The organism is Mesorhizobium sp. DCY119 (assembly GCF_003590645.1).
Classification (GTDB): Bacteria; Pseudomonadota; Alphaproteobacteria; order Rhizobiales; family Rhizobiaceae; genus Mesorhizobium_M.
Genome location: NZ_CP031834.1, coordinates 4,270,874 through 4,291,377 on the forward strand (window position 1 = coordinate 4,270,874; position 20,504 = coordinate 4,291,377).

The 20,504-nt window shown below is 63.2% G+C and carries 20 protein-coding genes; 3 read left to right on the plus strand and 17 right to left on the minus strand.

Annotated elements, in window-relative coordinates:
• Position 1 precedes the first annotated feature (1 nt).
• The 17 genes from DZG07_RS20745 to DZG07_RS20820 all read right to left on the minus strand — a co-directional run bounded on the left by DZG07_RS20745 (position 2) and on the right by DZG07_RS20820 (position 15,572).
• Entirely contained in the window at positions 2-1,144 is a 1,143-nt protein-coding gene (locus tag DZG07_RS20745; protein WP_119820362.1) for a hypothetical protein, read from the minus strand.
• Positions 1,144-5,034: a glycoside hydrolase/phage tail family protein gene (locus DZG07_RS20750; RefSeq protein ID WP_119820364.1), complete on the minus strand. Its 3,891-nt coding sequence runs from the start codon at positions 5,032-5,034 to the stop codon at positions 1,144-1,146. The genes DZG07_RS20745 and DZG07_RS20750 overlap by 1 nt, the downstream gene beginning before the upstream one ends.
• Positions 5,035-5,496, minus strand: coding sequence for an NlpC/P60 family protein (locus DZG07_RS20755; RefSeq protein WP_245429544.1), 462 nt, complete (start codon positions 5,494-5,496; stop codon positions 5,035-5,037). It abuts the gene before it with no gap.
• On the minus strand, positions 5,471-6,349 hold the full coding sequence (locus DZG07_RS20760; RefSeq protein ID WP_119820367.1) for a DUF2163 domain-containing protein: 879 nt from the start codon (positions 6,347-6,349) through the stop codon (positions 5,471-5,473). The genes DZG07_RS20755 and DZG07_RS20760 overlap by 26 nt, the downstream gene beginning before the upstream one ends.
• A 40-nt stretch (positions 6,350-6,389) precedes the next feature.
• On the minus strand, positions 6,390-7,025 hold the full coding sequence (locus DZG07_RS20765; RefSeq protein ID WP_119820370.1) for a DUF2460 domain-containing protein: 636 nt from the start codon (positions 7,023-7,025) through the stop codon (positions 6,390-6,392).
• Positions 7,026-7,028: 3 nt separating this feature from the next.
• Entirely contained in the window at positions 7,029-9,002 is a 1,974-nt protein-coding gene (locus tag DZG07_RS20770; protein WP_119820373.1) for a hypothetical protein, read from the minus strand.
• Positions 8,999-9,352: a DUF1799 domain-containing protein gene (locus DZG07_RS20775; protein WP_162931680.1), complete on the minus strand. Its 354-nt coding sequence runs from the start codon at positions 9,350-9,352 to the stop codon at positions 8,999-9,001. The genes DZG07_RS20770 and DZG07_RS20775 overlap by 4 nt, the downstream gene beginning before the upstream one ends.
• 50 nt (positions 9,353-9,402) lie before the next feature.
• Positions 9,403-9,726, minus strand: coding sequence for a hypothetical protein (locus DZG07_RS20780; RefSeq protein WP_119820379.1), 324 nt, complete (start codon positions 9,724-9,726; stop codon positions 9,403-9,405).
• Between the two features lie 25 nt (positions 9,727-9,751).
• Entirely contained in the window at positions 9,752-10,684 is a 933-nt protein-coding gene (locus tag DZG07_RS20785; RefSeq protein ID WP_119820382.1) for a hypothetical protein, read from the minus strand.
• Position 10,685: 1 nt separating this feature from the next.
• Positions 10,686-10,850 carry a hypothetical protein gene (locus tag DZG07_RS23960; RefSeq protein ID WP_162931681.1) on the minus strand — a complete coding sequence of 55 codons (165 nt, stop codon included), beginning with the start codon at positions 10,848-10,850 and terminating at the stop codon, positions 10,686-10,688.
• Complete coding sequence (locus DZG07_RS20790) at positions 10,847-11,287, minus strand: hypothetical protein (protein ID WP_119820385.1); 441 nt, start codon at positions 11,285-11,287, stop codon at positions 10,847-10,849. Before DZG07_RS20790 ends, DZG07_RS23960 begins: the two co-directional genes overlap by 4 nt.
• Entirely contained in the window at positions 11,274-11,789 is a 516-nt protein-coding gene (locus DZG07_RS20795) for a phage virion morphogenesis protein (RefSeq protein ID WP_119820388.1), read from the minus strand. The genes DZG07_RS20790 and DZG07_RS20795 overlap by 14 nt, the downstream gene beginning before the upstream one ends.
• The gene (locus DZG07_RS20800) at positions 11,789-12,217 is read right to left on the minus strand and encodes a DUF1320 domain-containing protein (RefSeq protein WP_119820391.1); all 429 of its coding nucleotides are present in this window, start codon (positions 12,215-12,217) and stop codon (positions 11,789-11,791) included. Before DZG07_RS20800 ends, DZG07_RS20795 begins: the two co-directional genes overlap by 1 nt.
• A 4-nt stretch (positions 12,218-12,221) precedes the next feature.
• The gene (locus tag DZG07_RS24130; RefSeq protein WP_197716890.1) at positions 12,222-12,899 is read right to left on the minus strand and encodes an HI1506-related protein; all 678 of its coding nucleotides are present in this window, start codon (positions 12,897-12,899) and stop codon (positions 12,222-12,224) included.
• A gap of 136 nt (positions 12,900-13,035) precedes the next feature.
• Positions 13,036-13,929, minus strand: a complete 894-nt coding sequence (locus DZG07_RS20810; protein ID WP_119820394.1) for a Mu-like prophage major head subunit gpT family protein — start codon at positions 13,927-13,929, stop codon at positions 13,036-13,038.
• 45 nt (positions 13,930-13,974) lie between these two features.
• Complete coding sequence (locus tag DZG07_RS20815) at positions 13,975-14,427, minus strand: hypothetical protein (protein WP_119820395.1); 453 nt, start codon at positions 14,425-14,427, stop codon at positions 13,975-13,977.
• A gap of 44 nt (positions 14,428-14,471) precedes the next feature.
• Positions 14,472-15,572: a phage protease gene (locus DZG07_RS20820; protein ID WP_119820398.1), complete on the minus strand. Its 1,101-nt coding sequence runs from the start codon at positions 15,570-15,572 to the stop codon at positions 14,472-14,474.
• A gap of 222 nt (positions 15,573-15,794) precedes the next feature.
• Here DZG07_RS20820 and DZG07_RS20825 point away from each other — a divergent pair, with 222 nt between their 5' ends.
• Genes DZG07_RS20825 through DZG07_RS20835 form a run of 3 tightly spaced genes read left to right on the plus strand, consistent with a single transcriptional unit; the run spans position 15,795 to position 20,484 of the window.
• On the plus strand, positions 15,795-16,826 hold the full coding sequence (locus DZG07_RS20825) for a DUF2806 domain-containing protein (protein WP_119820400.1): 1,032 nt from the start codon (positions 15,795-15,797) through the stop codon (positions 16,824-16,826).
• A 49-nt stretch (positions 16,827-16,875) separates the two neighbouring features.
• Positions 16,876-18,261: a hypothetical protein gene (locus tag DZG07_RS20830; protein ID WP_119820403.1), complete on the plus strand. Its 1,386-nt coding sequence runs from the start codon at positions 16,876-16,878 to the stop codon at positions 18,259-18,261.
• A 36-nt stretch (positions 18,262-18,297) separates the two neighbouring features.
• Complete coding sequence (locus tag DZG07_RS20835; RefSeq protein WP_119820406.1) at positions 18,298-20,484, plus strand: P-loop NTPase fold protein; 2,187 nt, start codon at positions 18,298-18,300, stop codon at positions 20,482-20,484.
• The last annotated feature ends 20 nt before the right edge of the window (positions 20,485-20,504 follow it).

The following is a 20,504-nucleotide window of genomic DNA, read 5'->3' on the forward strand; positions in this document are numbered from 1 at the left end:
CTCATTCGAACATCCAGACCCAAACCATGCCGGTAGCACCCGCGCCGCCGGCGCGGCCGGTCGCCGAGTTCGCGACCACGCCGCCGCCGCCGCCATCGCCGCGCGCAAAGCCGGCCTGTCCGGCCGAATTGCCGGCGAAGCCGTTGCCGCCGCCCGCCAGCATTGCCGCCGGCGCGCCGCGGCCGGCGGCGCCGTTCTGCATGTCCAGGCGGATTCCAGGCGCGCCGGGTGAGCCGGTCACGTTGAAGTCGCCGCTCGACGCGGAGCCGCCCGAACCGCCGGCAACGATCTGGCCGAAGTTTCCCGCCGTCTGGCCGGCCCCGCCGGTGCCGCCAGTCGCGGAGATATGGGAGCCGAAGGTGGTCGTGCCGCCGGTGCCACCAGTACCGCCGGCCGTGGAGCCGGCTGCACCGCCGGTGCCGATCGTCACCGCCACCGACGCGATCGACGACACGTCGATCCACTTCCAGCCGAATCCGCCGGCACCGCCGCCGGCGCCGCAAGCGCCGTTGGACGCTCCGCCCTGGGCACCGCCGCCGCCACCGCCTGCGCCCCAGCAATAGACAAGGATGCGGCGAATTCCCGTTGGTTTCGTCCAGGTGCCGGACGCGATGAATGTCTGCTGCGCGCGCAGGATGCCTGCCGGGATGTTTGCCGTGGTCACCACGCGGACGGAGTTGACATAGAGGCTGGTGCCGTCTCCGGAGAGCGGCGTCCCGCCCAGCGCTCCGCCGGCGGCATTCAGCGGCGTATAGCCCAGCCGGGCCGGAATGTTGGTGAAATAGCCGCTGTCGAAACCGTCGAGCTGGTCGGCATCGAGGCCGGAACCGGCGCCGTCATTGCCCTGATGCCAAACCTTGAACGCCCAGACATACATATCGTCGCTGTCGCCGGTCAGGCGGGTTCCGCCGAGTTCGACGAGCGGCACCTCAAGCGGGCCGGTCATTGCGCCACCGAACCGGGACAGCTTCGCATCCAGCGCGTCGGCAAGGCCGACGATATCGCCCATGCCATGGGTATGAATGGCGGGCGCGTAATCGCTCGCCTCTTCAAGCGGCCGATAGCGCTGTCCGTCCCAGAACTCGATGCGGCCCGTCGTCTGGTTGTAGCCAAGCCACGATGTTGTGAGCTGGGTAACGGCCATCAGGGAAACGTCCCCGGAATGCCGCGGCCGAAAGTGGCGCTGATCTGGTGGACGCGGAACGCAATCGACGTGATCGGTCCACCGAAATCGGCGGCCTGGTCGGCAACGCGGTAGAGCCATGCCGGCGCGCCGAGACCGAGAACAGTGCGGGCAACCGAGGCACCATTCAGGATTTCGATCTCGTAGCGCTCGAATTCCTCGCCCAGCGGCACCTCGGCAGCGTCCCAGCTATCGCCGCCGATCCGGGTTCGCCTGATCCATTTCAGCAGGAAGTCGCCGTTCGTCTGGCGGGTGGCGCGCAGGTGAACGGGCGAAAGGGGCCGGCGGCCGCGGCCGCGAAGCGTGATGGTCGACTGACTGACGCCCGGATCGGAGACGCCGCGATCGGCAGCACCGACGCGCCAGTTGAGCGGCATGCCGATGAGGCTGGCCGGAACCGATGCCTGTCCGACAGCCTGATCCAGCACGAGCACCCGCGCGCCCGCAGGCACCGGATCGCGCATCGCGTGTTCGGTGCCTCTTTGCCCGCGCAAAAGATCGGTCAATACCCAGGAGCGCCCGCCGATCGGCGTTGCGGTCGCGAACTGCAGCACTTCCCACTCGCCGACCTGGTTCTCGATCATGAAGGCGTTGGCGCCGTTGAGGACCGCAAGTTCCGACGCCGAGGTCAGCGTGCCGCGCTTCAGGTCGACATAGATAGAATTGACACGGTCCCATCGCACGGTGGGGCCGCTGTAGACATCACCGATGGTCTCGCCGATCGCGCCAGGAACCGGAATGAGGGTGTCCAGCTCGAACCCGGTCGCTGCCGGCGAACGCCACAGCGCCACCCCGGAGCGGAAGGGCGACATAAGGCCGGCAACATAGGGCGCGTGTGGGGCGTCCTCGTCGCGCAGCAAGGCCGTGTCGGCAATCACGGCCTCGGCCTGGAGGATGGAGACGACCGGCGCAATCGCACCGGCGCTCGGTTCCGAATCGACCGTGCCGCCGGCAAGCGGGTCAATCTCGAATGCCTCTATCCGCCGCGCCTGCGCTTCGCCTGCGCTATCGACTCGCACCGGATGGCCGGACGGCGCGAAGGCGATCACGTCGCCGGGATCGATCGCCAGGCGCGACGGCGGCAGTGTGAAGGCGTAGCGTTCGCGGCCGACCCATGCCGCATGCAATTCCAGCTCGGCGATTTCGCGGGCGCGTGTATCGGCCATGACGACAGGCGGCGAGAACTCTACGACCCGCTGCGACCCGCCCGAAGAGCGGCGCGCTTCGCTGGAACCGGCCTGATCGTCGCGCGCCTGGTCGCCATACTTGATCTTGATCGCATCGGGCAGCTCGGTTTCCTGCGCCCGCGTCCGGCGGAACCGCGGCGCATCCGGGCTGTCCGGGTTTATCACCAGCTCGTCGGCCGTGATGGTGGCGACCGGCGCGCGGCCGTGTCGGGCGAGGAATTTCATAACGCCGTCGCTTTCGACCGCATCGAACTGATAGGCCGGCCGAAGCGAGTCGAGCAGCGAGCGCGGCGAAATCACATTGCCGACTGTGATTCCGTCGACCACGCCGGGGATCGGTTCGATCAGCCGCAGGCCGAAACCCGCCTCGTCGAGAATGGTTCGGATCGTCTCGGGCGCGGGTGCGGCACCCATGCGGCCCGAAAGCCAGTGTCCAGATTGCCAGTTCTGCCAGTCGCCCCAGAAATTGCGGCTGATCGGAAAGGACGGCCAGGGCCGCGAATCCCACGCCCAGATGTTCGACCGGGCGAGATCTATCATGCGCCCGCCGTAGACGGACGAAACCGGGTTGTTTGCCGCCGTGTTGTAATAGCCGATCATCGCCTGAAGCCACGATCGTTGCATCTGATCGTCGCGGGCGCGGGTCGAGTACCAGGGCAAGCCGCCTTCCGACGAAATGCGGTCGGGAAAGATATTCGGCTGGTTCGCGCCCTTGTCGACGGCGCCGCAGCCCATCTCCGTGAAGCGGATCGGCTTGGACATCGGCGTCCAGGCGGTCGCGGCACCGCTACGCACGCCGCCGGGCCGGTTGCGATGCGCGTTGCTCCACCATCCCCGGATATCCTTGTTCCGGTAGACGAAGGGTTCGTTGTAGGCGCCGTCCGCGATCGGGGCGCGGGTCTGGGCGTCGCGCGCCGCCTTGCTGGCATAGTACCATGCGTAATGTTCACCACCTTCGACATTCGAGCGGAGATACGCCTGGTCGTAGATCGTCGCCGGCCCGGCCGGGTTGAAATCCAGATGACCGGAACCATCGCGCCAGTCCGACAACGGCAGATAGTTGTCGATGCCGATGAAGTCGATATTGGCGTTCGACCAGAGCGGATCGAGATGGAAGAACACGTCGCCCGATCCGTCGCCGGGCCGGTGGCTGTGATACTCCGACCAGTCGGCCGCGTAGGAAATCTTGGTGGCGGCGCCGACGATCGAGCGGACATCGCCGGCAAGTGCTGCAAGCGCGGTCACGAAGGGATAGGCCGATGCGCTGGAGCGCACCGTCGAGAGGCCGACCATTTCCGAGCCGATCAGGAAGGACTCGACGCCGCCGGCGAGCTGCGCGAGCTTGGCGTTGTGCAGCACGAAACGCCGATAGCTCCATTCCGCCGGCCCCGAATAGGTGACGGTCGTTCCCGATCCGCCGAAATGGCCGGGCGCTGCCGTGCCGACGAAGGCGGAGACCTGCGTGCCGGCGGTGGCCGTCTTGTCGGGCGAACCCGCAAAACTGGCAGCCGGCGAACAGGTGATGCGCCCACGCCATGGAAAGGCCGGCTGGCCGCTGGCGCCTGCATTGTTGCTGTAAGGGTCCGGAAGGCTGTTGCCGGGCGGCACGTCCATCATCATGAAGGGCAGAAACATCACGTCCAGCCCGCGCGCCTTCAGCATGCGGATGCATCGGATCACGCTGGCGTCGTCGGGCGTGCCGCCATAGGCAGGCTTGCCGTCGACATAGGAGACGATGGTCGCGGTGTCGCGCGTCAATGCGCTGACGCGCCATTGATGCGGCCGCGTCCTTTTGCGCGACTCTATCTTCGGGCGGATGCTGCAGGTGCCGGCGCGCAGATCGTCGCCGAACCAGGAGACGACAAGCATAACCTGCCGGATCGACGGGCAGACCATCTGAAGGCGGTCGATCGACGCGACTATATCCGTCGAAGCGGCCAGCGTGTGGCGGTTCTCGCTCGGCCCGTCGACCTGGTGAACGTATTCGGTGTCGAGGCCGTGCTCGTTGCCGGGGATCACCGCCACGCCCCGGACCATCGGCTCCAGATCGCCAACCGGCCGGAACACCTCGGCCGTGATCTGCGGCAGGCGGTTGCCGTAGTTCGTCAGGTCCATGCGCTCGAAAACGATGTAGCAAAGGCCGCGATAGGCAGGTGCCGCCCCTTCCTTGGCCTCGATGAGCGGGTCCGGCGCCTGCGTCTCGGTTCCAGTATGGACGCGGAACTCGATTTCCTCCTGGTCGACCTCCTTGCCATCGGCCCAGATACGGCCGACGCCGGCGACCGGCCCCTGGCAAAGCCCCACGGCGAAATTGCCGTAGTAGCTGTATGTCGTGGTCTCGACCTTCGCCCCGCCGCCGAATCCCTTGCCGCCGCTCTTTTCCTTGGTGACGACTTCCTCGAAGCGTGTCGCCCAGATCACCTGGCCGGCGGTGCGCGCCCTGCCATAGATGCGATTGATGACGCTGCCTTCGGTCGATGTCTGGATGTCGGTCGTCGTCAGGCGCGGCCCCTGGCGCCGCTGCGTCGGCGTCAGCGCCGAAACGATGGCCTGATCCGCGAACGAGCCGACGAGACCGCCTATCGCCTGACCGACGAGGAAGGCCGTCGAGCCGACCGGGCCGGCCAGAAACCCGCCGGCAAGACCGAGGACAACAGTCGCCATCTATTCCGCCTCCCCGATCGGCGGGAACACGAAGACGCCGGCAATCCGCCGCTTCCATGCTGGGTCCAGCGATCCCTCGGCAACGAAGCCCGCGGCCTGATAGGCATGGATCATGCGGTCCGGTTCGGTGACGATCCCGCAATGCTTGGCCGGCAAGTGCGCGCGCCAACGGAATATGAGCAGGTCGCCCGGTTGCCAGCGGCCGTTCCGGCGCTTTTTCATATGCCTTGAAGCGGCGTTCAACAGCGTTTCTTCGCCTGTCGTTTCGGCCCAATCGGAAGAATATGGCGGCGGCAGTTCGGGATCGGCGCCATAGACCTTGCGCCACACGCCGCGCACCAGGCCGAGGCAATCGCAACCGATGTCGCGCGCCGATCCCTGATGCCGGTATGGCGTGCCGATCCAGCGCCGCGCCTCGGCAATGATCGGGCTGGCGTCAGTTGAAGAACGAGCCGCCATCATTCACCTCGTCGCGTTTGGCTACGCCGAGCGCGAAATCGTCGCCCGGAATGTGCGGAAATCCTCTGAAATTGGCGGTGTTCGAAAAGCGGGCGCGGCACATCTCCCAGCTCTTGTCGCAGCCCGCCACGACCTTGAATCCGTCGCCGGGTGCGACCGGCAGTGCTGCCCGGCGCCAAAGGGACAGACAGCCGGCGGAATGCCCCCTGATCTCGATCGACGCGCCGGCGTTCGCGCCGCTCGTCCAGGTCAACAGACCGTTGGCGAAAAGCCTGACAGCAAAGCCGTTCAATCCCGACACCGACAGCAGCCGGTCGTCGGTCGACGAAATCACCTGACCGGTGCCCGAGAATGCGGCCTGGGTGAGATTGACCTTGCAGCGCCCGTCGCCAAGCACCGCGTCGCAAAGGCGCTGATAGGTGCGCCCGGTCTCCTGGTTGAGCCGGTGTGCCAGGCCACGGATTTCAGCCTCATAGGCGAGATCACCGCGCGTTACCTCGCCGATCGAGCCGCGCCGTTCGATAAGGCGGTTCGCGACATTGCTCCAATCCACGATCCACGCCTCGACATTGGCATCGTCCCAGAGGCCAAGGGAGATATCGCCATCGGTAATGCGGTCCGACGAGACCGCGCCGGCGACTTCCATCGTGTCTACGGCAAGGCCCAAAGTGGCCTCGGTTTCGGACGCGCTGAAGCCGGTTTCCGGCTCGTAGTCGACGCCACCGAATGTCAATATCCGGTCGTGATCGGTGAAGCCCATCACCATGCCGTCGCGCCGCTCCAGGCGCCAGCAGCGGCAAAGCGTGGTAACGCCGGAAGCGACGAGGTTTGCAAGGCCCAGAGGAACCGTCTTCATGCTTTCCCCCTCGCGCCGGCGGCGCTCGACGCCTCTTGTTTCAAACCCTGATCTCCTTCAGCAGGATCGAGGGAATGTCGCCGATCGTCGCCGTGCGATGGCTGATCTGGTCGAGCCGGCAATCGAAGCGGACGGGCACATGGAACTCGCCGCCCCAGGTGAGCGAAGCACCTGCGGCTGGCGCAGCAGTGAAGGTGACGATGCCGGTCGCCGCATCGAGCGACCAGCCCGACGAGAGTTGCGCGCCGTTCAAGCCGATCCTGACCGTGCCGGCGACCGGCTTACGAATCGGCCGGAAGAATTCATGCGCGCCGCGCGCATAGCGCTTGATCAACTGAAATTGTCGGTTGCTGCCGTTGCCGGTGCCGAGGTCCTGATCGGTATGGGTCGGCACCTGATGCGGCGCGCGCGAGCGATAATCCGACCAGTCCTTGAGGCGGAAACCCTTCAGCCGGCCCATGGCGACATAATAGAGTTCCAGCACTTCATAGAGTTCGTTCTGCGTCCGGACGCCGTAGCGGGCGTCATAGGTGCGGCGCGGCTGCGAGATGCGGGTGTTGCGCTCCTCGTGGCCGGATGACAGCTCGACGATTTCAGCCGGCCAGTCCGGACCGCCGGCGGTGCCGGACGAGACGTGAACGGGGAAGAGCTGATCCTCAAGGAAAGGTGCGGCCATCGCTTAGCTGAACCTTTCGCTGCGCGAGGCAAGCCGGCCGGCGGCGCGTGCCAGCGACGAGCGGCTTTCGCCAAAGGCCTTCGGGTTCGGCGTCTCGACATGGAAATTGTTGATGACCGTCTGCCCGCCGCCGCCATACTTGCGCGAAAGATCGTCCGGCCAGCCGATCTCCTCGCCGTCCATCGCGATCACCGGGCGCTCGCCCGGTTTCAGCCATCCACCGCCATGCATGCGCGGCGCGTCCATGAAAACGCTTGGCGGGACCATGCGCGAAGTCGACGGCATCGGGCCGACCCTGCCGCCGCCGTGATAGAGCCCGACGCCGACAGCGGAAGGCGCCGGCGGGAAATAGTTGAGGCCGGTGCCGCCGATGCCGAGAAGATTGCCGATCAGGCCGAAAGCGCCGCCGGCGCCCGATGCCTTGCCGCTGCCGAGCAGCAACTGGTCGAGCGCGCCCAGGGAGAGATCAAGGAAGCGCTGCGAGACGGACTGGATGACGGTGCCGAGTGCGGCCCCGGCATCCTTCGTTTGCCACAGCGTCATGCCGAACTGGCGCATGGAACCGCGCAGCACGCCGAACTCATCGGCAAGCCCGCCGGCGGCTCCCGCTCGGCCGGCTGTCGCGCCTGCCATCGGCAGCGATCCGACATAGCCGCCGGCGGCATAGCCTTTCACGCCGCGCCGGATCGCATCGAGATTGCCGACGCCGATGCGCGCCGTCGCTTCGGCGTCGAAGACATATTCGCGGCCATGGACGAAGCCGGCGATCTGGTCAGGTGGCATGTCGCCCGTCCAGCCGCCGGCGGCGAACTGCCGCCCTTCAAGGATCGGCGTCAACGCGGCACGGTTCGGATTGCCGAGGTTAGGGCCGGCGCCACCTGCGGCGATCGACTTCAACAGCCGGTCATATTCGCCAAGCGCGGGAATGGCCGTTGTCGCGGCGCGTTCCGTCCGCTCGATCTGGTCGGCGCTGCCGCCGATCGCTTCGCCGGCCGTAGCGGCGCTGTCCTTCAACTCGCCGTATTTTTCGGCCTTGCCGCCCAGAGCGGTCGCGGCCGCTTCCGCATCACCCTTCAGGCCCTGGAGCAGATCGCGGGCGCGCTCCAGCTCCGATTGCAGCTTTGCGGCGACTTCGGTCTGTTCGAGCAACTGCTCGGCAAAGGCTCGCGACGGTGAATCGGCCGGCAGCGCCTCGGCCAGAGTGGCGATGCGATTGCGAAAGGCGATGACATCTGCCTCGCCCTCGCGCAGTTCCTGGCGGAACTTGCGGACTTCTTCGGCGAGCGGGCCAAGGTCGCGGGTGTTGTTGTGCAGGGAGTCGACGGCGGGGTGAAGTGCGCCGGTCCGATAGTCGTTGGTCGCCGCATCCAGATCGCGCTCCAGGCGGCCGACATTCTGCTGCGCCTGGAAACGCAGCACCGAAGCCGAATTGAGGCCGTAGGACGATGCGCCGCCCGCCGCCTCCGCCCATGCGCCCTTGATCCGCTTGACCAACTGCTCATGGCTTTTCAGGTCGCGCTCGATCATCGGCGCGTTGGAGGTGATTTCGAAGAAAAGGTCGCCGGCCGCACCCGCCGCCGCCTTCAGGCCTTCCCCGATCGCCGTTATGGCAATGCCGGCCGCAAGACCGCCGGCAATGCCGACCAGCACGCCCGACAGACCGGAGAATTTCCCCGTCGCGACGCCGGCGGCTTCTCCGAGATTGCCGAGTTCCGGGGTGGCCTTCGCACCGGCGTCGGCGACGGCTGAAACATTATCCGCCGCCCGTTGTCCTTCGTCCGCCGTTTCCTTCAGGCCAAGCCGGGCACGGTCGAATTCGGCGGTGTTCCACTCGATCGGCTTGCCAACCTTCTCGACCTTCTTGGCGGTCTCATCCGCCGCCTTGCCCAGCTCCTCGATCTCGCGCTTGGTCTCTCCCGCCGCCTGCTTCGCGCCAGTTGCATTCCCATCGATGACGAGTGAGAGGCGCAGCGTCATGTGGCCGTACTCCTGTTGAGTGCGTTACGGGCCGCTTGCTCCATGATCTGGATGCCGGTCATCAGGTCGGCGTCGAGCGCTATCCCGCGCGCATCGAGTGCGACGCGAATGCCCGCATAGTCGAGGCCGATCCAGAGTGTCGTCATGCGCCTTTCCACCATCGTCGTCGCCGTCCGCCACTGGCTGGCAGCGAACAGGAAGGCGTCGACCGCCTTGCGATTGTCGGGCCAGACACCGGCGAAACCGGCACCAAGCGGCTGCCACAACGCGGCCTTGAGCGCTACGATCTCGGCTTCCGGCAGTTGCCAGCGCCGCGCATCCGCGACCGCCTCTTCCTCCTCGCCGGGCACCTCGGCACCCGCGAGGAGATCGCCTGCCGCCCAGCTCCGGGCGGTGGCTGTCAGTTTCCCGAGAGCGCCTCACGAAACGTCGCGTGATAGGCGTTCACCATCGCTAAGCGGACATGGGAGAGGTCGATAAGCTGGTCGCGGATGGCGTCGCTGTAGGCTAACGATTTTCCGTCGAGCGTCTGGATGTCCTCAACGTCCTCCAACGTATCGACGAGGAAATCGCGGGTCTGCTCCGGATTGTTCAGATCGTATGCGTTGTACTCACTCGCCGGCAAAGCGCGGAATTTGACGCGGAAATCCTCGTTGGCGCCGCCGCCGAGCGGCCGCACCGTCACTTTCGCCCAGAATGTCGGATTTGGATCGAGTCTGTACATGTTGCCTTCCTTTCCTTCGAAGCTTTCAGGTGAGCGTGAGCGTCCACTGGTCGTTGCCGGCTGTCGGCAGCGGCACCATGCGCAGCGGCCATTCCTTGACGTTCTGGCTGTTCTCGAAACCCTGCAGGCGCTGCACCTGGGCGCCGCCGATCATCAGCGTGGCGATGCGGCCGGCGGTTTTGCCATGCACCAGGCGAACCGGCACCGCGTTCTGGTCGAGCGCCTCCGAGAACGGGTCCCATGTCGTAAGGGGCACGGCCTCGACCTGGGCCGTCGCGAGGTCTCCTCGATCGACGATCAGGACGCTTTCAGAGCCGACCAGGAACCGGGTCTGGACGTCATTGGCGAGATCCAATGCAAAGGAGCGCATGACGAGCGAAACGCCGTCGACGGTAAAGGTCGGCGTGTTGGCGCTTGTGACCAGATCGGGCTTGAGGAAGGCCGAAAGCGTCGGCGTCGGCCGCGTCTGCTCGGTCGGAAGTGAGAACAGGCCGAGGATGGTGAATTCCAGATAGGCGATGCCTTGCGCCGTGAAGCGCAGCGCGCAGGTGCCGCGCGAACCCTTCATGACGTAGCGGGTGGAGCCGACCCAGAAATGTATGGTGCCGCTTTCGTGGCTGTCGGTGACCGGATTGAAGGCGACCGACGTTCCCGGCGTGAGCGTCTGCGCCACGCCGCAAAGGCGAAGCAGCGGCGCCCAGGCTGGCGCGGTGCCGGGCGACCCGGACGGAACCAGTTCGACGCGGAAAGTCATGCGGCTGTGCAGCCCGGCCGGGAGCGTCGCCTGCGCAGCGAGCCAGGGCAATTCGAGTTCCCGGCTTACATCCTGGCCTTCCATCGGCTGGAAAACGATGTTGGTGGCGAGGATGCCATTCGCCAAGCCGGTAGGTGCGGAGTCGGTGCCGTAAATCGTCTCGATCTTGGCGAGAAGGATTTTCGATTTCCATTTGATCGCCATTTCAAGCCTCCTTCGAAGCGGCTTCTTCGGCCGCGCTTTCGGACACGAGCGTCCCGTCCGGCATCATGACGAAGCTGCCGCCCTGCTGCGGCAGCGCCGGCGGCACCGACGCGGGAGCCGGTTCCGGTTTCTGCGGCGCGGCTTGTTCTGGCTGGGGCTTTTTCACGGGAACGTCCTCACCTGTTGCTGAAGGGCGAAATCGAGCTGGTAGATGACGGCGCCGGCCTCGACCGAGAGGAGCTGGCCGCGGCGAAGATGAAAGACGCCGATCGCCTCGTCCGGACCCCAGCCGCAAACCGCGTCGATGATCGCCCAGACCGTCGCGTCGATCGTCGGCATGGCCTTGCCGCCGGTTATGTCGCCGGAGGCGCGGACGAAGAGGACCACGCCGAAAACCTCGTCGACCATCTGGGTAAAGGCACCGGTCGAGGCGTCGCCTTCGGACCTGGCATGGAGGCCGAGCGGCAGGACGAAGGCGAAGGGCGAGGCCTGCGGCAGCGCCTTGCGGCGGATCAGTTCGGACATCTCGGCGGCGGCTTCCACGCGGCCCTTGAGCGGGTCGACGGCCGTGCCGAGATGCGCGACGAGATCAGCGACCAGCATTGGCCCCTCCATCGTCCTCGGCTCCAAGCCAGTCGGCACTAAGCGCCCGGATTTCGGCCTCATCGTCCTGGTCGAGGCCAAGGAAGGCGCGCTGTGGAATGGTCACTTCCTGTTTCGTGATCCAGCCGCCATTGCCCAGGCCGCGAAAACGCAGGCCCTTGGAGGTCTTGGCCCTGATCGCGCCGCCCATCTGGTGGATAGCGGCATGGATTTCGTTCGTGCCGACCGCGACGGAACTTTCGGTCGCCTCATGGGTGATAGACTGGACCAGGCGCGCCGTGTCGGTGAGCGTCCGGCCGCCGACAGTCAGGGCGCGCAGCGATGCGGGCCACGGATTGCCTTCCGGGTCGGTCTCGTCCTCGAAACGCTTCTGTGTCGACACGACCAGCGACGCGCCGATCGCGTCGAACAGGCCGCGCTTGTCATCTGTCCGCTCGATCGTGCGCGACAGGAAAGCGAGCGTCTCCTCCCGGCCGGTCAGCTCCATGCGGGCGCCGGCCATCAGATATAGCCCTTCATCGTTTCAGCGGTCATAGGGCGTTCCGGCTGGTTCGTGCGAACCTCCGAAGCGCCGGAAGCGGCAGGCTCGGCGCCGTCCAGGTCGAGCCGGATCAGCCCGATCGATATGTCGCGCAGCGCCTTCAACGCCTCCTCATAGTCCTTGCGGATTTTCTCGGCCGCGACATGCGCATGGGCGTAGTAGATCGCAATCCGCAGCGACAGGTCCGTGACCAGGCGCGGCACCGAGGCGAGCGGCAGGGCGTAACGCACCTTCAGGTAGCCGTCGATCAGCGCGTCGGCGTCTGCGATGGCGCGATCGACAAGCACCTGGTCGATCGTTCCGGTGGGCGCATCGCCACGGTCGGAAATATCGACCAGCATGCGTTCCGAATAGCGGTCGATCAGCTCCTGAAGGGTGCAATAAGCCATAGGGTCAAACCAGCTCGACCGTAAGCAGCGGCTCGGCCAGAAGCCGTTCCAGCTCGTTCGGCGTGAAGTGTTCGACCGCGTGATCGGTCGCGGCTTTCGGATGCGCGAGGCCACAGCGGCGGAAACCATCGCGTTTCGCGCTGATGCGAACGGTCGGGCCGGCTTTGATGCTGCCCATCGACCCCGCCAGTTCCGCCCAACGTTGCACAGCCTCGATGACCAGCGGATACCGCCGGCGCGCTTCGTCTTCCCCCAGCTCTTCAAGCTCCAGCCACGCGGCATGTCCCGGCGGCACGACGGAGGCGCCCAATTCTGGCGCGCCTCCGTCGCCCTTCTCGCTCTGCGGGGTATTGGGGAACAAGGCAGCGACATCGCCGCCGATGTTTTCGATCGCTCTTTCCAGCATTTCACGATCAGCGGAATTGGTCCCGGCCGGAGCGTCGCCGAACGGGTCGGCCGAGGCGGACGGCGAACCCGTCCCAGGTGCGCCGGACGCATCCGGGCGATCCTCTGGCCGTTCATTGGACAGCCGCGCTGCCGCAGCCGCGATCCATTCGGCCTTGACACCGTTCTGGCCCGCAACCGCATTGTGAGCAAGTTGCTCGAAAGTCGTGATGCCGGCGGCTGCGAGCTTGTCGGCCGCGGCCTTGCCGATGCCCTTGATGGTGGTCAGATCGTCCATGTTGCCATCCTCACGTTGCCGGTTCGGAAACTGCCCGCCGCCCCGCGGCAACAATCGGGGCGGCGGGCGATCGGCGCGCCGGGAGGATGTGGCGCGGCCGAACTGGAACCGCCGGCGTCAAGCCGGCGGCAAGCCGTTAGGCGAGCCAGGGCGTGACGAGCAGCTCGGCGGTTGCGCGGTAGGTGTTGGTCGCGCCGGCCGCATCGCGCTCGGCCTTGAGCACGTCGAAGGCAGCGCCTTCGTTCGACGGCGAAACGACAAGGAGGTCCGGCCTGAGGCCGAGGGGCCGGCCATAATCGCCCTTCATTTCCATGATGGCCGTGCGGGCAGCGATATAGCGCTGCTTTGTCAACGGCTGGGTCGAACCGAACGCCATCTGCCAGAAGCCGTAACCGACATTGCGCCGGCAATCGACGCCGTAGACGAATTCCTTGTTCATGAAGACGTTGTCGTCGCGCGGATCGTCCTTAGCGACGAATGTCGGCTTCTCGCGCTCTTGGAAGATGATCGGCTTGAGCGCCCGGCGTGTCGACAGAAGGAACCAGGGCGCGGCCGAGCCCTCGTCGGTGTTCGTCACCGAATAGGGCGTGCCGTCTGCGTCAAGAACGGCATGATCGCCGTCAAAGTAGTTCTGGCCGTCATAGCATGGCCGCGACCATCCCTCCTTGGCGGCTTCCCAGACCAGAAGATCGGGATGCGCCGCAGTGCTCTCGCCCATCTCCACGAACATGGGTTCGTAGACGCCGAGATTGTCGTCGCGGATGTCGTCGCGGTCGACGCCCACGGTCATCTCGAAAGGCTTGTTCTTGATCGCGTAGTCATGTTCCGCCAGCCCATGCACCGCGCGTGGGCCGATCCACTCGCGCAGGTTCGGCAGCTTGCCGAGCCAGCCATATTTGTTTTCCTTCGTGCTCGACGGAACGGTGGTGGCGATGCGGCTGTAGTCGGTCTCGGCCTGGCCGAGGCCGCGCCGGAAGGCGGTGGAGAAGCCGACGCGGATAGCGTCGAGATTGGCGGAGTTGATGATCATGAGCGGAGTCCTGGTTGAGTGACGGGCTGCTGGGCGGCCGGCCGATCAGGTCGGCAGAGTGATACCGGCGAGGTAAGACTGGACTGCGGCCTCGTCGAAGCGCACCCAGACGCCCAGATCGTCCAGGTGATCGACATAGCCGGCGATCGAGCGGGTGTTGGTGCCGGAAGTCTTGGCCACCGTCTGGTCGTCGACCGCGTAGACTGGCTTGCCGATGTCGGCGATTCCGATCTGGTCGGCGCCTGCGGAGTTGGCGAAGCGGAACGTGCCGGCCCGGTACTTCAGATTGGCAGCCCCGGCCGAACCGGCGTTGATGACGCGCTCCTCGGCGCGGCCGACGCCAACGAGATTGAGCGCAGCGGTACCCTTGGTCAGGTAGCCGGCCGCGTTGCGCATGACCATCGCGCCGGCATAGATCGTCGTTGCGGCGGCGACGCCGCCGGAGCGGATGTCGCCGATGGCCTGCGGGGTGTTCCTGTCTTCGGTCAGAGCCGGCATGGTCGGAGTCCTTGTGCTTGTTGCGCGGAAGTGTCGTCAGTCCGTCAGAGCGCGGCCGCGCGCTCCGCCTTGAGGGTTTCGGCGTAGTCCTTGGGATCGATGCCAAGCATCTTCGCGACTTCGAGCTGTTCGGCCTGGAGGGAGACCTCGCCCTCCCTGGCCGGCGGCGTCGCAGGGACGACCGAGCCACCGGCGCCGAGCACCGGCATGGCACTGATCAGCGCCTCGGTATTGGCGGGGTCGGCCATGTGCATCGTCACGTAGCGGTCGCGCACCGGCTTGAGGCCGACGCGGCCAAGCTTGATCGCATCGTCGACAAAGGTCGCGGCCGCCTTGCGCTTGGTTTCTTCGGTAAGCGTGTTGAGCGTCGTGGTGACCGTTGCAAGCTCGGCCTGGAGAGCGATCACCGCATCTTCGGAACCGGACGACCGCTTCAGGGCTTCGACGCCGATCAGGACCGCGGACGCTTCGGCATCGACCGCAAGCCCCACCGCCTTTGCGATGGGTGAGAGTGCGGCCTGCAGCGCGGTCGACACCTCGGCCTGGGCCGCATGCATGGAGGTCACGCGCTCGACGAGTTGATCTGCGGTCGTGCCGGCCGGCAGGCCGAGCGCGTTCAAGAGCTGTTGAAGCAGGTCCATTGTGTTCTCCTGGTGAAGCGCGGTCAGGCCGCGAAGATTGGGGCGGTTGACGAGCGAGGCGCGCAGGATGGCGGTGATCTCGCCCGACTTCTGATGCTGAATGACCGGAGACAGCCCGCGATAGGCGCGTCCGGCCACGAGACGTCGGCCGTGCGCGGTCCACTCGACGCGGCCCCATATGCCGTCCTGGCGATGCTGAAGCTCGACGATCCAACCACGCGCCGGCGCCGGTTCGCCGCGCGGGGCGGCAAGGTCGGTCGCGTGGTTCTCATCGATCGGCAGCCGGTCCCCGCCGTCGAGGCGGCTGTTGCGGATCAGCGATTGCGGATCGGCCACGCGGTAAGGCCCGCGGTTGTCCCCGGTGCGAATTTCACCTGCCGGTAGCAGATGAACCCATTCCGGCACGGCCGATCCTTCGGCCGGCAGGTCCAGTGCGGCGCAAAGCGCTACGGCGTCGACCGAAGCGGCGTTGAGGGAAACGAAGCGAGTGCGGTTGCCAAACATGGCCCGCACATTCGCCGGTCGGCTGTCGGCAAAACAGCCACAAGGTGTTGCGGGGGGATGCCGGCAGTTAGTGAGAATGTGCGGTCCAATGGCGATTGGAGCCCGACCGGTGACGCAGCGGAGAGAAAGCTGTCACGATAGGCATTAACGGTCAATCGCAATCCCTTGCCTGCACAGACGACTCAGGAGCACATTCAGTTTCAGGGATAGGGGGAGGCTCAAATGAACGACGATCCAGATTCGAAACCGGCACCAATCATCGGCCAGGTTACCGATTTGCTTGGTGCCGGAGCGGTAGCAAGCCGTTTCCTGACCATGGTGGAACGGGGCATAGGGCCATTGCTCGGGCCTCTGGCCGATCGCTGGAAGAACAAGCACATCCGCGCCGATGCAGACCGATTTTTCTCCGATATGAATTCGAAAGGACTTGCTCCCACATCGGCAGAGCTCACGATCGACGGCCGGGCAAACCTTCGCGTCAGCTTCGAAACCGTCCGGCAACAGGAAAACCGGGAAGCGATCGCTGTTGAAGGGCTCATCGAGGCCGAACGCATAGCTGGCGAATTGCCTCCGCCAAGCGATCCCCTGCCGGACATCGAAGCTGAATGGATCGATCACTTCTGGGATCTGGCCGGGCGTGTCAGTTCCGAAGGGCGGCAAGCGCTATGGGGTCGAATTCTGGCACGTTCGGCAGCGGGTCGCTTCACGAGCGCTCGCGCGTTGACACTACTTTCCACTTTGAGTGGCGAGGAGGCACGACAGCTTGAAAGATTGGCCCAATTTACCTGCCGGTTCGAGATTGATGAAGTCGTCACAGGCTTTGGGCTGTTCCGGCGAATCCCTTCACCTCTCCAGGATTCGGACCGGGCAATTCTAGAAGAGGCCAACGCCCGTCTATTTGAGAAAATGCAGCCGTTGTCGCAACGTCTCTTTGGGTCGATCGGTATTTTCGTTGAGGACGGCTTTGCGTTCAGTTTCCAGCAGAGGCCTAGGGGCGACGTCATCAGATTGGCTCTTGCGGGACGTTCATTCCGGCTGCACGGTCGGAGCCGACTAATCAGTCCATTACCTGGCGATACACATGGGTTCGTCGGTTTCGGCAGCGGCGTTGAAATATCCCCGATAGGTGCGGAGATATTCGAACTCATTCGAATCGAACCGAACCACGAATGGTTGCGTATTCTTGCTGGAGCGTTCGCGGTACTTGGCTGGCAGCTTTGTGAAGCGGACGGGTCTCCAGTGGCTCCAGGTTAGGCGCGCATAGGATAATCTTGGACGCTGAGCGACGATATGAGGGGCGATCATGGAAAGCAGGCGGCAGTTTGCAACCTCGGTGAAGGCAGTGGAGGCCTTCACCGAAGAGTGGGTCGAGACGATCCTTAAATTCAGATCACTGGAGGAAGCGGGGAAAACCGTCAGCCAAGCTCAGATCGAATTTCTCGACAAAACGGAATTTCTAAATCATTTTGACGGCAACAATTTTGTTAGTGCAAATGGCTACGACTATTTGCGCTCTGCGGCAGAACTCGTTCTTCACGAGGACAAACTGCAATTTCGGGTAAGGCGTGAAACGGCTCAGGCTGAACTCGAAAGAGCTTTCGCGACTGACGTCAAAAAACTCAAGAAAAGACGCCGGTTTTCGCCAAACGCCATTGTGAAGGAGGCGAAAGCGAAACTTCACGCACTGCCCTTTTCAGACGGCTTATACGTCTTTCCTGCCATATTTGCACCGAATGCGATTGAGCACTCCTTCCTATGCGGTCCAATAGAAATTGTCCCTAAGGCTCGATTCTTGGCAGAGAACAAAGCCGCGATCGAGAACATGAAGAAGGAGGAATCGAAAGGTAAGTGGCCGAGTTTGGCCGAGCGATGGGAACAATATATCGGTCGATACGATCATTTTGTGACCGTTCACATGGATGGCTTCGAAAGCGAGAGGGCATGGGTGGTTGCACGCGAGAGCGCAGAATTCCTGCTGAATCTCGTTCGCATGACATTCACCTTTCAAGTGACGGAAAGGATTAAGCTAGCGGGCGGATTTATTTGGGATGAATCAAGCACATTTCTCATGATTTCGCCGAGTGGTGGCATCGGTCTTTCCTCACAGGACGGCCCTTGGGGATCGCATCTCGATAATGATTGGACTTGTGAGGTGGATCGACAACTGGGTGCGTCTCGCGGTTACCTTTCAAGTCTGGCAGCTTTGCTTACCAGCGGGAAATATCCGACTTCGCCAATCCTTGAAAGATTGCGCTATGCCAATCAACTAATCTCCGAAGCCTATTGCGAACCTCATGATCACATCCGCCTTGTGCGCATAGTATCCGCATTGGAAGCGCTTGCTTTGGTCGATGGGAACGAGAAGGCGCGCCCTGTGGCGGTGCGTTGCGCTTGCGCCGGCGGTTGGTCGGACACCGCACACGCCATGCGAATCTTTGAAGCCGTAAGCCAAGCCTATCACTGGCGGAACGCAATTGTTCACGGTGATCCATCTCCACCCGAAGCAATCAAAGAGGCTTTTCTGCGCCTGGAGCAGTTTTTGGTTCACATCTACGAGGGGTTTGTAGTTCTTTTTGGCGGTATCTGGAATGCCAAGAAACCCGAAACAATTCGCGACCTCCGTCGAGAAGTACGAGAAAGGATAGATCTTTTTTTCTGGTCCCCCGAGTTGGCAACCTCGGACGGGTAAATCCTATTTTTGACCGGACGCCACTAGGTGGGATTGATGGAAGAAATTTACAAATTCAGTGATGACATGCCCGGTCGGAATGCCTTCCGGGACGACAAATTGGGATTTCGCCCGTTCGCGTCACGGCTGGCTAAAGTTCTCTTGTCGATGGATGCGCCGAACGGTTATGTCATTGGCCTGCACGGAGTTTGGGGCAGCGGCAAGTCCACCGCGCTGAATTTCGTTCGTCAGCATGTCGAAAAGCACAACCAGGAGATCGAGCGGCCCGAAGAGCAGGTGGTGCTGATCGAGTTTCAGCCCTGGCTGATATCAGGTCATCAGGATTTAATCGGTGCGTTCTTCAAGGTCCTGTCAGAACGCCTGCCTGTGCTATCGGAGCAACCTAGCAACCTACTTGGCAAGCTTCAGAGTGTCGGGAAAAAGGCCGGTGATCCTATTATCGACGCGGCGGCGGCCATCGGAGCACTTTTTGATCCAACTGCCGGGATTGGTTCGAAAGCTGTTGCAACTGTCGCGAAGAGCACTTTGAAGGACCGGCTGGATAGATGGCAGGCGATTCCTTCTCTGCAGTCAAGCTATCAAACGCTGGTGGTCAAGCTTGCCCAGCAGAAGCGCAGAATAGTCGTCTTTATTGACGACGTCGACCGGCTAAGCCAGGACGAAATCCGCAACATGATGCAGCTTGTGAAGTCCGTCGGCCGCTTGCCGTATGTTACCTACGTTCTTGCCTATGATCGACGCATCGTTTGGGCCGCGCTGGATCGCGAAGATTCCACTCATGAAGGGCCGCGGTTTGCAGAAAAAATCATTCAGCATGAATTGGAACTTCCGCGCCCGACGCAAAATGCGCTTCTCAGAGTGTTCGATAGTGCGGCCAGGGACTTCCTGGACGGCATCGAGTCAAACGAACGTCTGCATCGCATAGTTCTTCATGGGCTCTACAATTGGATCGCAACGCCTCGCGACGCGATACGGCTCGCGAACGCGATTAAGTTCTCCTGGGGTGCCATTCGCGGCGAGATTGATCCCCACGACCTCCTCGCGATGGAGGGGCTGCGTGTGTTCGACTACGACACTTTTCAGTGGTTGAGAAAGAACCGCGGTTTTCTGATAGGCGATGACCTTACGATGCTCAATGATGACGAGCGCAAGAAAATAGCCTCGAAGTTGCGAACGCAACTCACTGAGAATGACAAGAATTACGTAATTGAACTTCTGGCGAACTTGTTTCCCGGACGCGAAAAAGAGCTCCGTGGTGGCCTTCAACATCATGGGGAGCCATATTATTCCATAGTGAAACGTGGCGGCGTGGGAGCGGCACAAGGCTACGACGCCTACTTCAGTCTATTTCCACCGGAGGGGGAAATCTCGAAATCAGCCGCTGATAGCCTGGCCTCCCGTCTCGACGATCGTGAATACATCGAGCAAATGATTGTCGAGACGTTTGGCAATGCCGACCGCAAAGGCGAGCCGCTTGTCGGAAGTTTTCTGGCACAGCTACACTATAGGATGCTTGGCAATTCCAATATCAAGCCGACAACGCAGTTGCTTGCGGCTCTGATGGCAACTGGTGATAAGATTGTTTCAATCGAGTGGACGGGCCGCTGGTTTGCCGCTCCGGCATATATCGGGTTGTCCGGCTTATTGAGGGAGATGGTCAAGCGTTGGGGGCAGGAAATGGCGCTTCAAGAGTTTTGCACTGTGGCCAAGGACGGCTCACCCCTGATGTCCTCTTTCTTGCTCGCACAGGTATCGCCGAGCTTGGCTTCTCAGGGCGCCGATCGCGATGGACTTCTGACGGAGGACCAAGCCAATGAGCTGGCGGCAGTAGTTCAGGAACGCATCAGAGATGCAATTGGCAAGAAAGCCTTGCACACTTTGCCCGATCTTTGGCCGGTTTTTCAAGTGTGGAGGCAAGTGGCTCAATCGGATGAAATTAAGAATTGGGTTTCAGAAACCCTCAGCAACCATCCCAGCTTACTGGCCAAATTGCCCATCTTCAGAACAAGAAGTGCGAGCGGTGATGGGGTTGACTACTCGCTAGGTTCGAAACCCGATCCGAGCTTATTTCAGATGGAGGACCTCGTGAGCGCTGCCAACGAGCTCGTCGCCAATGAGGAAACGGACAAAGTCACTCGCGCTAAAGCCGAAGCCATCCTAAGGGGCGTCAGAGATGGCATTCCTGACTATGCTACGGATGGAGTCGCAGATGACGACCAATAAGTACTGATAGTCTTTCTATT

Bases quoted from the DNA above. Each gene is read 5' to 3' on its own strand.
- DZG07_RS20745 (WP_119820362.1), bottom strand. From the start codon at position 1,144: ATGGCCGTTACCCAGCTCACAACATCGTGGCTTGGCTACAACCAGACG.
- DZG07_RS20750 (WP_119820364.1), bottom strand. From the start codon at position 5,034: ATGGCGACTGTTGTCCTCGGTCTTGCCGGCGGGTTTCTGGCCGGCCCG.
- DZG07_RS20755 (WP_245429544.1), bottom strand. From the start codon at position 5,496: ATGATGGCGGCTCGTTCTTCAACTGACGCCAGCCCGATCATTGCCGAG.
- DZG07_RS20760 (WP_119820367.1), bottom strand. From the start codon at position 6,349: ATGAAGACGGTTCCTCTGGGCCTTGCAAACCTCGTCGCTTCCGGCGTT.
- DZG07_RS20765 (WP_119820370.1), bottom strand. From the start codon at position 7,025: ATGGCCGCACCTTTCCTTGAGGATCAGCTCTTCCCCGTTCACGTCTCG.
- DZG07_RS20770 (WP_119820373.1), bottom strand. From the start codon at position 9,002: ATGACGCTGCGCCTCTCACTCGTCATCGATGGGAATGCAACTGGCGCG.
- DZG07_RS20780 (WP_119820379.1), bottom strand. From the start codon at position 9,726: ATGTACAGACTCGATCCAAATCCGACATTCTGGGCGAAAGTGACGGTG.
- DZG07_RS20785 (WP_119820382.1), bottom strand. From the start codon at position 10,684: ATGGCGATCAAATGGAAATCGAAAATCCTTCTCGCCAAGATCGAGACG.
- DZG07_RS20790 (WP_119820385.1), bottom strand. From the start codon at position 11,287: ATGCTGGTCGCTGATCTCGTCGCGCATCTCGGCACGGCCGTCGACCCG.
- DZG07_RS20795 (WP_119820388.1), bottom strand. From the start codon at position 11,789: ATGGCCGGCGCCCGCATGGAGCTGACCGGCCGGGAGGAGACGCTCGCT.
- DZG07_RS20800 (WP_119820391.1), bottom strand. From the start codon at position 12,217: ATGGCTTATTGCACCCTTCAGGAGCTGATCGACCGCTATTCGGAACGC.
- DZG07_RS24130 (WP_197716890.1), bottom strand. From the start codon at position 12,899: ATGGACGATCTGACCACCATCAAGGGCATCGGCAAGGCCGCGGCCGAC.
- DZG07_RS20810 (WP_119820394.1), bottom strand. From the start codon at position 13,929: ATGATCATCAACTCCGCCAATCTCGACGCTATCCGCGTCGGCTTCTCC.
- DZG07_RS20815 (WP_119820395.1), bottom strand. From the start codon at position 14,427: ATGCCGGCTCTGACCGAAGACAGGAACACCCCGCAGGCCATCGGCGAC.
- DZG07_RS20820 (WP_119820398.1), bottom strand. From the start codon at position 15,572: ATGTTTGGCAACCGCACTCGCTTCGTTTCCCTCAACGCCGCTTCGGTC.
- DZG07_RS20825 (WP_119820400.1), top strand. From the start codon at position 15,795: ATGAACGACGATCCAGATTCGAAACCGGCACCAATCATCGGCCAGGTT.
- DZG07_RS20830 (WP_119820403.1), top strand. From the start codon at position 16,876: ATGGAAAGCAGGCGGCAGTTTGCAACCTCGGTGAAGGCAGTGGAGGCC.
- DZG07_RS20835 (WP_119820406.1), top strand. From the start codon at position 18,298: ATGGAAGAAATTTACAAATTCAGTGATGACATGCCCGGTCGGAATGCC.